A 12963-nucleotide genomic window follows, 5' to 3' on the forward strand; every position below is an offset into this window, starting at 1 on the left:
GAGCAGGGGTACGACACGGCGGGGCGGCCCGCCCCGAAGAGGGTCGGGCCGCCCGTGGCGCGCGGACGTATCCGTGTGCCGTGGGTACGGGAAGGGGGAGCCGGACCGGATCAGAGCCGGTCGAGGACCTTCTTCAGGGCGGCGACCTCGTCGGACTGGGTCCGTACGACGTCGTCGGCGAGCGCCTTGGCGGTGGGGTTCTCGCCGTTCTTCCGCTCGTCCTCGGCCATGGCGACGGCGCCGTTGTGGTGGGCGATCATCAGCTCGGCGAACTTGCGGTCGAAGGCCTTGCCCTTGACCGCGGCGAGGTCCTTCATGTCCTGGTCGGACATCATCCCGGCCATGCCGTGGCCGCCCCCGCCGCCGTGACCGGCGGACTCGGGCCTGCCCCAGCCCTTGAGCCAGGCCTTCATCTTCTGGATCTCGGGGTCCTGGGCCTGCTCGATCGCGGTGACCAGCTTCTTGACCTCGGGGTCCTCGGCCCGGCCCTCGGCGAGCTCCGCCATGTCCAGGGCCTGCTCGTGGTGGGGGATCATCATCTGCGCGAACATGACGTCCGCGTCGTTGAAGGCGCCCGGTGCGGCGGTCGCGCCGGAGGATCCGGAAGCGGGGGCGGACGGGGCGGCGGAGGCGGAGCCGGACGCGGAGGAAGACGCGGAGCTGGACGCCGTGGCGGACGTACCGCCGTGGTCCATCCCGCTCGTGCCGTCGTCCGCGCCGCAGGCGGTGAGCAGCAGCCCGGTCGCGGTGGCGGCGCCGACGAGGGCGAACTTCCGGGCGGTGCGATGGGTGAAGGAACGCATGGGTGATACCTCGTGTGCTGGTCGTACAGACGGAGGTGGGCAGGCCGAAGACGTTCACGGGCAGCGCGAGGCGCCCGCGGCGGCGGTACGGCCTAGATCCGCAGGACGGACAGCTGGGCGAGGTCGGGAGGTCGGGGCGGGGGCGCGTGCGGCCCTGGCGCGGGCGTCAGCCGCGCGAGCAGCAGGGCGAGCCAGTCGGGGCGGCGGCCGAGCGCGGCCCTGACGAGTGCCGCGACCAGCCAGCCGGCGAGGACGGCCACGCACAGGGTGGTCATGTCCGTCCCCGAACCGGGCCCGTGCCCCGTGTCGGCGTCGGAGCCCTCGTCACCATGGGCGGCGACGGAGTGGTGGGCGGACGCCGAGCCGGTCTCCGTACCGCCGGACCCCTCGGGGTGGCCGACGGCGTGCATCAGGAACACCCCGAGCGCGAGCACGACGACGAGCAGAAGGTGCGCCAGGGCACCTTCCGCTCGTCTGCGGCGTTCCGCTCGGTGTGTACGCACGGTCAGGACCTCCTGGCCGCCGAATATACCGGACGGGGGTATCAGGGGGCGCGTCAGGCCGGCGGTGTCTCGCCCGCCATCGCGGCGGCCATCCGCAGGTGCGGCGCGGCCTCGTCCGTACGCCCCAGGCGCTCCAGGGTGCGGCCGAGCATCAGCCGGGCGTAGTGCTCGACGGGGTCGCGCTCCAGGATCGCCCGCAGTTCGGTCTCGGCCCGGGAGAGCTGGGCGGAGTGGTAGTAGGCCCGGGCGAGGAGGAGCCGCTGGGCCGTCTGCTCCGGGTGCTCCGCGACCAGCCCGGTGAGGATGCGGACGGCTGTTCCGTACTCCTTCGCGTCGAAGAAGAGCCGGGCCCGGTCCCAGCGCTCGCCGGCCGTTCCGAACTCGTAGTACGTGTCGCTCACTTGCTCGCCCTTTCCCGAGGCCCGGATCTGCCACCCTGTGGGGTGGTCGACCACGTCAACACACCGAGATGGTTGAACATTCCACAATGGTTTGCCGTCTCCGGACAGGAACAGGTTGAGCATGAGCAATCTTGATCGTCAGGCCGCGCTGACCGTGTGCGGCGGCCGCGGATTCGTCGTCGCCGAGCCGGTACGGGAACTCCTCAGCCCCCGCCACGTCCAGCTCGGTGAGTCGACCGAGGTCCGCCGACTGCTCCCGAACCTGGGCCGGCGGATGGTCGGGGCCTGGGCGTTCGTCGACCACTACGGCCCCGACGACATCGCCGACGAACCGGGCATGCAGGTCCCGCCGCACCCGCACATGGGACTCCAGACGGTCAGCTGGCTCCACGAGGGCGAGGTCCTGCACCGGGACTCCACCGGCAGCCTCCAGGCCATCCTGCCGCGCGAGCTCGGCCTGATGACGTCGGGCCGGGCGATCTCCCACTCGGAGGAGAGCCCACGGCCGCACGCCCGCTTCCTCCACGGCGCGCAGCTCTGGGTGGCCCTCCCCGATGCCCACCGCCATGTGGAACCGCACTTCCAGCACCACGCCGACCTGCCCCGGGTCACGAGCCCGGGCCTGACGGCCACGGTGATCCTCGGCGAGCTCGACGGCGCCGTCTCGCCCGGCACGACGTACAGCCCGATCGTCGGCGCCGACCTCGCGCTCACCTCCGGCACGGAGACCCGCCTCCCCCTGGACCCCGACTTCGAGTACGCGGTCCTCGCCATGTCCGGCGAGGTCCACGTCGACGGCGTCCCGGTCCTGCCCGGCTCCATGCTCTACCTCGGCTGCGGCCGCACCGGGCTTCCTCTCCGCGCGGCCTCCGACGCCGGTCTGATGCTCCTCGGCGGCGAACCGTTCGAGGAGGAGATCGTCATGTGGTGGAACTTCGTGGGGCGCACGGACGACGAGATCCGCGAGGCGAGGGACGACTGGATGACGTCCGACCGGTTCGGCGAGGTGAAGGGCTACGACGGCGACCGGCTGGACGCGCCGGAGGTCCCGGCGGCCCACCTGAAGGCGCGAGGTCGAGTGCGCTGACCTGGGAATTTCCCTGTCGAGCCGATGGAGCATCGAAGATTTTCGGTCCCCTCTTGCAGCTGTCGCCGCGACTGGGGGAGGGGTCCTGTCGCATCTCTCCCGCAGTCGTGCAGTCGGCGGGTGTGTTTCCAGAGTGTGCTTGTGTGGGAGCAGGTCCGATCAGCTGCATGCTGACTTTTTGCTGACTTTCCTGACAGGGCGTCAGGAGTCTGTCGGTGCGGTGCTGGCGTGGTGGCGGCCCGGTCGCGGCGCCGTGGTCTGCGCCGCTCACCAGCTCCGTCACGGAACCGCTGGGAACGGTGGCCGGCGCGTGAGGACACCCCCCAGGCTGATCGTCCCTGTGGGGTGGGTGCGCTGTCGGCCGCACCAAAGGGCTGTCCCGTAAAGGATCTTCGTGTCACGTCGGGCGTGCAGGGCCGCGGTGTGCCCCTCTCCTTCATCCGGCAAGGGCGAGGTTGCCGGCGGTGGTCTTGGCGTCGTGTTCCTCCCGCGTCTTGCAGTCGGGTGCGGTTCTCGGGCGGCAGTCGGCCGACCGCTGCGGCGTGCCAGGAGTGGGCGTCGACCTGGAAACCCTGAACGGCGGGGCGAGTCGACGCGGCGCCAAGTCGGTGTGCCAGGAGGTGGGGCGGCTCGGCCCTCCAGTGGCAGGCTCCAGGGCCGGCCCCGGCGGGCCGCGTCCGTACTTTCGTGCCGCAGCGCGATCACTGGCTTCCCGAACTGCCGACGACTCGGTCTGACGCACGGGGGAATCCAGGACGGCTCCGACGGCGTGATCACGTAGACCGTGCCGGTGATCACCGCTTCGGCCCGGCGTGCCCGCCGGCAAGCCCTCGCGGGGCTCACCCGAGGCGATGGCTGGGGGCGAAATCCGGCGCCAGTGGGGAGGAGGGGCGAGTTTCCGGGCGGCGTGGCCGGCGCTGCTTGGCGATGTGTGTCGCATCGACACCTCGGCCCGATCCGCAGCTGAGCTTGCGCACGCATCGCGCCGACCAGCCTCGGATGTGCGTGGTGCGTGCTGCTGGCCGACGATGAGTGAGCTGGACGAAGGCGCTAAACTCAAACTCGATTCGGGTTTCCTATTTCCATCACTCGTTCTCCCGTCCCACGCGGGGAACGGGAGACGAGGGGCATCGTGGCGAAGAACGCGTCCACCGACGGCTTGACCTACTCGGCGTTCACCGGGTGGACTGATCGGCCCACCGATCTCGCGCCGGCGCTGAAAGGTGAGGTCCGGTGCGATGTCGCTGTCGTCGGCGGTGGTCTCGTCGGGATGGCGGCGGCGCTCCGGCTGGCGGAGCGCGGCGTCGATGTGGCTCTGCTCGAAGGCGGGTACTGCGGCTGGGGTGCGAGTTCACGCAACGCGGGCTATTTGTCGAACGCCCTGGCCGGGGACCCGCAGCTCTTGCGCCTGCTGTACCGGCGCCGGCTCCGCGACCTCGTGCGGTATGGCGGGAACGCGGCGGAGTTCACCGAGGGCCTGATCGGGCGCCTCGCCATCGACTGCGAGTACGACCCCACGGGTAACGTCATCGCCGCTGTCTCCACCGGACAGTTCCGGCGTTTGAGGAAGAACATGGGGATCCTCCGTGACGCGGGGGCGGACGTGGAATTCGTCGACGGCCGTGACTTCGGCCTGCCGGGAACTTTCCTGGGCGGCATCTTCGAGCGGGGTGGTGGCCTGCTGAACCCCGGGAAGCTCGCCCTCGGGCTGCGGGCCGTACTGCTGGCGTCGAGTGCGAAGGTGTTCGAGCGGACGGCCGTGGAGGCCGTCGAGCCGGACGGCGCGGGCGTCGTGCTCAGCGTGCCCGGTGGGCGCGTCCGCGCCGAGAGGGTCGTGCTCGCGACCAACGCCCACTCCCGCGACCTCGAGATCGCCCCGAGCGGTATCACGCCCGTCTGGACCAGCTTGGTGGAGACGGAGCCGGTCGATCCCGACCGTCTGGCGGCGATCGGCTGGACAAGCCGTACCGGCATCATCACCCCGCACACGATTCTCGAGAACTACCGGCGCACCGCTCGCGGCACGATCATGTTCGGTACCCGTCGGCTCCAGGCGGCGCCGTCGGCGCTGGGTGCCCACGAGCCGGATCGCGCGGTGGTGGCGGACCTGGTCCAAGGCTTCCACGAGCGGTTCCCGTCGCTCGGATATGTCGCGCCCCAGCGGGCGTGGGGCGGGTGGGTGGCGATGACGTCCTTCCTCCCGGTGGCCGGAGAGGCCGCGAAGAACGTCTTCTACGCCGTCAGCTGCAATGGTCACGGGCTGTCCCAGTCGCCCTATATCGGCACGCTGCTGGCCGACCGGCTCGCCGGTGACGAGATCCACGACGACCTGCGTGCGATCTGGCGGCCGCGGCCGCCCTACATGCCCTCATTCGCTCTCGGCGCGACGGCGCTGAAGGCCGGGTGGGTGCTCGACCGCATTTCGGACCGTCTGAGCCGGCGGCCCTGAGGAGCCAGGCCCAGGCGCAATAAAGGAGCTAACCGTCACCTCCGGCGCATCTCTCCGGACGTGACATCAAGGCCGCCGTCGACAGGCCTGTGCTGTCGCGTGCGGAGCGGGTCGCGCCTTCTTTCCGAGTGCGCCGGCGACCCCGCCGAGGAGGACGTCCCCGGCCTGGTCCTCATCCCCGCTGCCGTGCGACGCCTGGACCCCCGCGGTCATCGACAGCGGCGGCATCGTCACCGGCAGCGGCCTCGCCGTCGTCCTCGCGCTCGGCGCCTGTGCGGTCACCATGGGCACCTGCTTCGTCGCCAGCGCCGAGGCGCCGGTGCACCAGAACGTCAAGGGCCAGACCGTGGTGGACCGTTGGGCGCTGGGCCGCTCCCACCCGGCCAGCTCCGCCGTGCCGCCGTTCCACGGCGAGTGCATCGCCACCATCGAGAACGCCTGGCCGGGCGAGGGGTCGGCCCGTCACGCCGGCGCGCGCCTCGGTTTCCGTGCGGCGGGAGGGCACGACCATGCCTTTCGGGTGGTGCCCACCACCGCCGGGGCGTCCGGCAGCACTCCGAGGGCCCGCGTGCTCGGTGCGAGAGCCGGGTGCGGCGGCGGTGGCGAGCCGGCGGAGGCGAAGTCGCCGACGTGCGGGTCTCGTGCGCTCCCCACCGCAGCTGCTATAAACTCGAAGTCGATTCGAAATCAAATAGTCCGTTCGTCAGGACCGGACTGAAGCCGCGAGGTCTCGCGCCGTGCGCGTCGAGACCAGCCGGAAGCTTGTTGCGCACGACGAAGAGAGGAACAGGGATGACGAACGCGGAGCCCGAGTCGGACGCGGTCAACGCCGTGCCCCCCGTGCGCGAGGAGACCTGCGACGTCGTGGTCGTCGGGGCGGGAATGGCGGGCCTGATGGCTGCCACGACGCTTGCCCAGGAGACCGATGTCATCGTGCTGGAGGCGGCCGATCGCGCGGGCGGACGTGTCGAGACGGTTCGGAAGGGCGACTACTGGATCAACCTCGGTACGCAGTTCACCGAGGGGACCGGGCCGTTGATCGACGCTCTCCACCGCCACGGCATCGAGATGGGGTCGTTGGCAGGCAAGGGCGTGGCACTGGCCCTCAACGGCCGGTTGGTCGACACGGCCGATCTCTTCGCGCTCATGTTCCGCACGCGCATGCGCCTCGTGGACCAGGTCGGCATGGCTGTGGTCGGTGCCCGCATCCTTGCCGCGGTGCCGTTCCTCGCCTCGGCCAGCGGCCTGGCGAAGCGGGTGCGGGCCGGGCTCGACCGACGTCTCGCCTCCGACCTCCTGCGCGGTGTCCGCTCCGGACTGGCCCGGGACATGGTCCGGTCGTGGTCGGGCCAGTGGATGGGCTGCGAGCCCGGCGAAACGGCCGCGACCCAGCTGGTGACGTCCGTGGGAATCGCCATGACGGATCCGGCGAAGGTACCGAACTTCGCGCTGCCGGTCGGGGGGAACCAGACGCTGACCGACGTTCTCGCCGCCGATCTCGGCGAACGTCTCCGTCTCCGGGCAGCCGTCAGGTCGGTGAGGCCGAAGGGGGACGGGGTCGTCGTGGAGTACGTCGCAGCGGGCCACGAGGTACGGGTGCGCGCGAAGCGGGCCGTCGTCGCGGTGCCCAGCGACATCGCGATGCGGATCCTTCCGGCGCTTCCGCAGACGTACCGCAACGCGTTCCAGGACATCCGCTACGGCCGGTACGTGATCGTCGGCTTCTTCACCGAGGAGAAGGGGCCTCAGCCCTGGGACGAGCTCCTGGCCGTCTCCACGCCGCAGCTCTCGTTCCAGGCGGTGTTCAACCACGCCGCCGCCACCCGCAGGGGAGGCGAGCGGAAGCCCGGCGGCGCGCTGGCGTGTTTCGCCGGCGGGGCAATGGCCGACGAGCTCTTCGAGCTCTCCGATGAAGCGATCGTCACCCGGTTCGCCGCGGACCTCATCTCGCTCTACCCCCAGCTCGAAGGGAAGCTCGACGAGGGGGCCGTGCGGCGGCACCGCCGTGTGGTGCCCTTCTGGGCGCCCGGAAGGCGTGCGTCGCTGCCCGTGCTGAGGAACCCCCTCGGGCCGATCCACCTGGCCGGCGACTACCAGCTCGACATGCCCTCGCTCGCCGACGCGGCGAGCTCGGGCGAGAACGCGGGCAAGGCAGTGCTCGCGAGCATGGGGCGGTGACCTCGGCGGTGGCGATGAACGGGGGCCCGGCGTTGTCCGTGCCGAACGACGCCATGTCCGACGGCGTCGTACAACACACGATGCTGTTCGACCGGGCCCCTGGGGAGTCACCGGTGATCCTCTTCGTCACCCGTCCGAGGCGGTGACGCACGTGGCCGCCGTCCTCGCCCTGTTGTCCCTGCTCTTCGTGTGGTCGCTGGTGTCGAGCCGCATGTCCCGCTGGAGCGTCACCGCGCCGATCGCGTTCGCCGTGGCGGGCGCGGCGCTGGCGGGAGGCGACCGGCCCGTGCTCGGCTTCGACCTCGACGCCCACACCTTCCAGAGGTGTGTCGAGGTCGTTCTGGCCGTCATGCTGTTCACGGACGCCACCGAGGCCCGGGGATACGAACGGCTGGGCCGGTCGGTGGGGGAGGGGCGCCTGCTGGGCCTGGCGCTGCCTGCCTCGGTTCTGCTCGGCACCCTCGTCGGGGTCGCGCTCTTTCCCGGCACGAGCTGGTGGTTGTCGGCGGTGGCCGCCCTCGTCGTGATGCCCGCGGACCTCGCCCCCGTACTGAACCTGCTGCGTGACGAACGCGTGCCCCTGAGGGTGCGGGCCGCCCTGAACGTCGAGGGCGGTTTCAACGACGGCCTGGTCTCGCCGTTCTTCGTGTTCTGCGTGGCCAACCTCATTTCGACGGACGGGGACACGTTCACCGACCTGTTGCTGAACGCCGCCCGGGGCGCGGCGTACGCGGTGCTCGTCGGTGCGGTCCTAGGCTTGCTGGCGTCATGGCTGGTGCGCAGGTCCCGGGAAGCCGGCTGGACGGGGCCCACCGGCCTGCGCATGGCCGGCCTCGCTCTCCCCTTCCTCGCTTATACGGCCTCGTCGGAGGTCGGGGGCAACGGCTTCGTCGCGGCGTTCGTGACGGGCCTGTGCTACGCCCGCACCGCGCGTCCGGCGGGGGACGACCACCTCCGGCTCGTCCACGACGTCAGCCACCTGATGGCGCTGGCGGTGTGGTTCACCTTCGGGGTGCTGATCACGGACGAGTTCGCGGGCGGCGTCAGCCTCGCGGTCGTGGTCTACGCGGTGTTCGCCCTCACCGTCGCCCGCTTCGTTCCGGTGGTCACCGCGCTCACCGGCAGCGGGTTCAGCGGGGCCGAACGCGCCGCCGTCGGCTGGCTGGGCTCGCGCGGCGTCACCTCCATCGTCTTCGCCGTCCTCGCGTACACGCAGCTGCCCGACGAGGAAGCGGCGTTCGTGGCCAGGACGGCCTGCGCGACCGTCCTGCTGAGCGTCGTCGCGCACGGTGTCACCGCGGAGCCGATCGCCCGCTGGTTCGCCCGCCGCGCCCCGCGGGAAGAGGTCGGGAAAGGAGGCTTGCCGCCGGCGACGACCGTGCGTGACACCGTGTGATGCGGACCGCTACGTGGCGCGGAACCGCCCCGCCTCGACCTCGACGATCATTCCTCTGTCCACCAGCCGACTCAGGTGCCGTGCCGCGATCCGCCGCTCCACCGGCCGCACGTGGGGGCCTTCGACGTGCGGCCGGTAGACCAGCCGGCGCTCGGCGATCTCTTCGACGGTCCGCGGTTCGTCGAGGTACGTCAGAAGGGTCGCGTCCCGCCGCTCCACCACGCCGACGAAGGCGTCGAGCCGTCGGCCGAACTCCTCGGCACCCTCGATCACGCCCTTCTGGTGGGCCGTCCCGTACCAGCGGGCCCCGATCTCCCGGCATCGGCGCAGGGACGCCTCGAAATCCGTCAGGCTGCTGCCGACGTCTCCGTAGAACGGGCCGAACGAGGTCAGGTCGATGTCCGCCACGTACAGGAATCCGTCCGGCTCGATCAGGAAACCGCAATGACCGGCGGTGTGGCCCGGAAGGTGCACGACCGTCACGGTGCGCCCCCCGAGGTCGAACACGGCTCCGTCGGTGAACCCCGTCGCGTCGGGGCGGTCACGCACGTGGAACCGGTCGCGCAGCATCGCCTCCGCCTGCTCCGTGGCGTCCGGCGGGAGGCCGTAGCCGGCGGCCATGACCGCACGGGACCGCACGGCGGCGAGATCGTCCTCGTGGGCGTGGACGGGCGCGCCGTACCGTCCGAGACCCGCGACGTGGTCCTCGTGTGCGTGGCTCACGAGCACGAGGTCTGCGGGAGGCGCCGACTCGACGAGCGACAGCGACGGGTCGATGATCAGTGTCTCGGCGGTGCCGCGCACGAGGACGGAGTTGGCGTGCGGGTAGGCGCCTCGCTCGGCGCCGACCAGTACGGTGACTCCGCCGTATTCCGCTTCCGTGTATCCCGTCGTGTGCACGGTCGGCACTCCTTCATCCGCGAGTGGCGTGGTGGTCGGATCGCGTGGCGGCCGTCGCGGCCCTGCGTGGGGTCGTTCGCGCGGGTGATCCACAAGCCCACGACGCGAGGGTAACGGTCCACCGATTCGGCCGACACCCCACGGCGACGGCCGCGGCACACCGTCGACGGAGCGCCATGATGTCGTAGCGTCGGGCCTCGAACGGGTCGGTAGCCGCTGCTTCCTGAGGAGTTCTCCGTGCCGCAGTCACGTTCCCAGGGCCGCCGTCGGAACCAGTGGCTCTCCGAGCGTCGCCGGTCGGCGGTGAGCTTCATCATCGCTGTGTGCACGGCGGTGCTTCTCCTCGGCCTCGACCGCAGCTGGGCGGAGATCTCGGTGGCGGACGTGTGCGTGCTGATGCTGCTCGCCCATCTCTTTCCCTATCTCCTGATCACGACGATCGCCTTCTCGACCGCCTCTCCCGATCGTGTGCGCGACTGGGCGGACCGGGAGACACGGGGCACGACCCTCCAGCGGTACGTGTACGGAACGGCGCCAGGGCCAGGGGTCTCCATCTTCATCGCGGCCGCCGCGCTCGTGGTGGCGGTGGTGTGGCGCCCCGGCCACATCGGCTCAGCGTTCGAGCCGGTCGCCCGGGCGGCGGTGGCACTCACCCTGGTCGCCGTCGCCTGGGTCTGCGTGGCCGTGTCCTTCGCCGTCGCCTTCCAGGCCGACAACCTCGTGGAGGGCGAACGGGCACTGGACGTGCCTGGCGAGGAGGCCCCGATCTGGAGCGATTACCTCTATTTCGCCTTTTCGGTCATGACGACGTTCGGCACGACCGATGTCACCGTGGTGTCCCGGGAGATGCGCCGTACGGTGACGGTCAACGCCTGCATCGCCTTCGTCTTCAACACCGTCACGGTGGCCAGCCTCGTCTCCGCCCTGGACAGCCTGTGACGAAGCCACCATGGAACTGGGCGTCCCCTCAGATCCGCTCCCACCATCCCAGCGTCAGAACGATGCCCTTCTTGACCGCGCACCCGAGCGTATGACCCCTGAGGGAGAACACGAACGAGGAGAGCACCGCCGATGACGCGGTCGCCATCACGAGGGCGATGCCGATGTCCCACGACATGAAGAAGCCGAGGAGAAGGGTGGGTACGAGCATGATCAGGCATCCGACGGCCGTCTCACGGAGGACTCGGCTCCAGCTCGCCTTCTGCCACGTCCGCGCCCTGCCGGAGTACCCCTCAAGGGGAACGTGACGAGTGGAGCCGCAGACATCGGTGTTCATTTCGGTGTGCTCCCGAGAGGTGTGAGGGGTCGGGGCGGCTATTCCTGGGCCTGCGCGCCCAGGTGGCCCACCAGGGTGACGAACAGGTAGGTGCCGACGACGTAGAAGAACACCCGTAGACCGATGCCCTTCGCTTTCCATCTCTCGTTCGTCCGGTCCGCGTCGTGGTCCTCGTCGCGCACAGCAGTTCCCCTCTCAGGGTGTGGTGGTCGGAAGCGGTGAACCCGTTCCCCGCTACTGCTGCCGGCCGACGGCGGAGTCGCCCCCGGCGACCTGTGCCAGGGCGTAGAAGCTCGACCCGCCCAGCCCCGCGGCCTCGGCCGTCTTGAGATTGCGTACGGCGGCCTCCAGCACGTTCGCGGCGAAGCCGGCGCCCCTCATGCCGTCGAGGCACGTCTCGCCTCCGTGGGTGAACACCGACAACGTGGCCTGGTCCGTCGTGAAATCACCGCTGCCGATGGCCGCCACTGCCTCCTTGGCCCCGTCCTTCAGCGCCGCGAGGACCTTGTCCGTGGCCTCGTCGAGGACGTCGCCCGAAACCCCCTGGCTGTGGGCGTACGCCGCGGCGTCGATGTAGGCGGCCAGCGCGGCGACGTACACCCCGCCGACGATCGTGAGGTCGACCGCGCTCGCGGCCTGCGCCTGTTCGGAGACGAACCGCGTCGCCTGACCGAGGGCGGCGATCAGCTCCTCGTGCCGCGCCCAGGCTTCGGGGCTTCCCGAGAAGAGGACGTAGCCTCGCTCGGTGCCGATGTCCTGGGGGAAGCAGAGGATCGCGGCGTCCAGGTAGGGGACGCCCTTCCGGGCAGCCCACGCGGCGGCGTGCTCCGCCTCCGCCGTCGAGCTCGTCCCCGTATTGAGGAGCGTCTTGCCGTTCCAGTCGCCGACGCACTCCAGGCTTCGGAGCACGGCTTCGTAGGACGGGGCGCAGGTCAGGACAAGGGGGGCGGACGCGACCGCCGTTTCGAGGTCCGCCTCGGCCTTGATCCCCGGCAGCTCGGTCGCCAGCACCCGAGCCCGTGCCGTGTCCGGGTCGTATGCCGTGACCCTCCAGCCGGAACGCGCCAGGGCACGGGCGATCGACGCCCCCATGAGCCCGTTGCCGATCACCGCGACGTCGCGCTCGGTGTATGTGGCCATGCCAGTTCCTCTCGTCGTGGGGTTTTCGGCGCCAGGGATGAACTCTAAAGTCAAACTCGATTCGAGTTTAAGTTTTGGTGATGCGCGTAGTCAATCCGGGTTGTGGTGATCGGCGTCGGTTACGGCAGGGCCTGCCACCTCGCTTCACCCGGGGGAAGCCGATGTGTGGCTGATACGATCTCGAATTGTGTTCGAGAAGAAGTCCGCATCCCCGGCGTCGGCCCGTCCGGCCGTGCAGCGCCGTGGCATGGAGCGGAGACGCGCCATCCTGGACGCCGCCGAGGCCCTGCTCCGGGAGCAGGGCTACGAGGCGGCCACCCTGAAGGCCGTCGGTGAGCGGGCGGGCATCCCGGTCGCCTCGATGTACCACTACTTCCCCGACCGGCACCAGGTCGACGCCGAGCTCCTGCGCCGGCACCTGCGGGTGATCGAGGAGCTCGTCACCGCCGCGTTGGAAGGCTCCTCGCTGTCCACGCTGCGGGAGGCCGCGGACGCCGTCATCGACCCCCTGCGCGACTACTTCCGCGAGCATCCGAGCTGCGTCGAGCTGTGGTTCTCGGGCCGCAGCGAGGCGCTCGCCGTCCTGGTCCGGGAATTCGACGCCGCTCAGGCGGACCGGTTCTGGCGCCTTCTCGTCGAGCGCGGTCTGGTATCCGCCGACACCCCCCGGCTCGCGCTGCAGCTCGCCTTCGAGGTGGGCAACCGCCTCTTCGACGTCGCGTTCCGGCAGTCACCGGCCGGCGACGACGCCACGATCGACGAAGCGCGCCGCATGGTGATCGCGTACCTCAAGACGTACGCGGCCTGACCTGACCTGGCCTTCCCACGGC

The 12963-nt window shown here is 70.5% G+C and carries 14 protein-coding genes and 1 pseudogene; 7 read left to right on the forward strand and 8 right to left on the reverse strand.

Going from position 1 to position 12963, the window contains the following annotated elements; all coding sequences use genetic code 11:
• Positions 1 to 110 precede the first annotated feature (110 nt).
• The 3 genes from AOK00_RS24780 to AOK00_RS24790 all read right to left on the reverse strand — a co-directional run bounded on the left by AOK00_RS24780 (position 111) and on the right by AOK00_RS24790 (position 1707).
• A complete protein-coding gene (locus AOK00_RS24780) occupies positions 111 to 803 on the reverse strand; it encodes a DUF305 domain-containing protein (protein ID WP_055602498.1) in 693 nt (230 codons plus the stop codon).
• 92 nt (positions 804 to 895) lie between these two features.
• A complete protein-coding gene (locus AOK00_RS24785; RefSeq protein ID WP_055602499.1) occupies positions 896 to 1306 on the reverse strand; it encodes a DUF6153 family protein in 411 nt (136 codons plus the stop codon).
• A gap of 53 nt (positions 1307 to 1359) precedes the next feature.
• Positions 1360 to 1707: a tetratricopeptide repeat protein gene (locus AOK00_RS24790; protein WP_030313144.1), complete on the reverse strand. Its 348-nt coding sequence runs from the start codon at positions 1705 to 1707 to the stop codon at positions 1360 to 1362.
• 121 nt (positions 1708 to 1828) lie between these two features.
• Here AOK00_RS24790 and AOK00_RS24795 point away from each other — a divergent pair, with 121 nt between their 5' ends.
• Positions 1829 to 2794: a pirin family protein gene (locus AOK00_RS24795; protein WP_055602500.1), complete on the forward strand. Its 966-nt coding sequence runs from the start codon at positions 1829 to 1831 to the stop codon at positions 2792 to 2794.
• Positions 2795 to 3353: 559 nt separating this feature from the next.
• Here the strand turns inward: AOK00_RS24795 and AOK00_RS40575 are convergent.
• Positions 3354 to 3571 (reverse strand): annotated as a pseudogene (locus AOK00_RS40575) (IS5/IS1182 family transposase); the annotation flags it as partial.
• Between the two features lie 355 nt (positions 3572 to 3926).
• On the opposite strand from AOK00_RS40575, the gene AOK00_RS24800 reads away from it, so the two are divergent.
• The 4 genes from AOK00_RS24800 (at position 3927) to AOK00_RS24815 (ending at position 8817) form a co-directional block, all read left to right on the forward strand.
• Positions 3927 to 5243 (forward strand): NAD(P)/FAD-dependent oxidoreductase, encoded by a 1317-nt coding sequence (locus AOK00_RS24800; RefSeq protein WP_078945785.1) that lies wholly within the window; start codon positions 3927 to 3929, stop codon positions 5241 to 5243.
• 226 nt (positions 5244 to 5469) lie between these two features.
• Entirely contained in the window at positions 5470 to 5961 is a 492-nt protein-coding gene (locus tag AOK00_RS38535; protein ID WP_242002528.1) for a hypothetical protein, read from the forward strand.
• Positions 5962 to 6035: 74 nt separating this feature from the next.
• A complete protein-coding gene (locus AOK00_RS24810) occupies positions 6036 to 7421 on the forward strand; it encodes a flavin monoamine oxidase family protein (protein ID WP_051874216.1) in 1386 nt (461 codons plus the stop codon).
• A 151-nt stretch (positions 7422 to 7572) separates the two neighbouring features.
• A complete protein-coding gene (locus tag AOK00_RS24815; protein ID WP_063761373.1) occupies positions 7573 to 8817 on the forward strand; it encodes a cation:proton antiporter in 1245 nt (414 codons plus the stop codon).
• Between the two features lie 9 nt (positions 8818 to 8826).
• Here the strand turns inward: AOK00_RS24815 and AOK00_RS24820 are convergent, their stop codons facing one another.
• Positions 8827 to 9717 (reverse strand): MBL fold metallo-hydrolase, encoded by an 891-nt coding sequence (locus AOK00_RS24820; protein ID WP_055602501.1) that lies wholly within the window; start codon positions 9715 to 9717, stop codon positions 8827 to 8829.
• Between the two features lie 237 nt (positions 9718 to 9954).
• Here AOK00_RS24820 and AOK00_RS24825 point away from each other — a divergent pair, with 237 nt between their 5' ends.
• Positions 9955 to 10656 carry a DUF1345 domain-containing protein gene (locus AOK00_RS24825; protein WP_030545675.1) on the forward strand — a complete coding sequence of 234 codons (702 nt, stop codon included), beginning with the start codon at positions 9955 to 9957 and terminating at the stop codon, positions 10654 to 10656.
• A gap of 28 nt (positions 10657 to 10684) precedes the next feature.
• Here AOK00_RS24825 and AOK00_RS39185 read toward each other — a convergent pair whose 3' ends face one another.
• The 3 genes from AOK00_RS39185 to AOK00_RS24835 all read right to left on the reverse strand — a co-directional run bounded on the left by AOK00_RS39185 (position 10685) and on the right by AOK00_RS24835 (position 12133).
• Positions 10685 to 10867, reverse strand: a complete 183-nt coding sequence (locus AOK00_RS39185) for a hypothetical protein (RefSeq protein ID WP_126931786.1) — start codon at positions 10865 to 10867, stop codon at positions 10685 to 10687.
• Between the two features lie 164 nt (positions 10868 to 11031).
• On the reverse strand, positions 11032 to 11175 hold the full coding sequence (locus AOK00_RS39485; protein WP_169749492.1) for a DUF6126 family protein: 144 nt from the start codon (positions 11173 to 11175) through the stop codon (positions 11032 to 11034).
• A 52-nt stretch (positions 11176 to 11227) separates the two neighbouring features.
• Entirely contained in the window at positions 11228 to 12133 is a 906-nt protein-coding gene (locus AOK00_RS24835) for an FAD-dependent oxidoreductase (RefSeq protein ID WP_030545671.1), read from the reverse strand.
• Between the two features lie 187 nt (positions 12134 to 12320).
• On the opposite strand from AOK00_RS24835, the gene AOK00_RS24840 reads away from it, so the two are divergent.
• Complete coding sequence (locus AOK00_RS24840) at positions 12321 to 12941, forward strand: TetR/AcrR family transcriptional regulator (protein WP_030545669.1); 621 nt, start codon at positions 12321 to 12323, stop codon at positions 12939 to 12941.
• Positions 12942 to 12963 lie beyond the last annotated feature (22 nt).

Source organism: Streptomyces aureus, assembly GCF_001418135.1.
GTDB classification, from domain to species: domain Bacteria; phylum Actinomycetota; class Actinomycetes; order Streptomycetales; family Streptomycetaceae; genus Streptomyces; species Streptomyces aureus_A.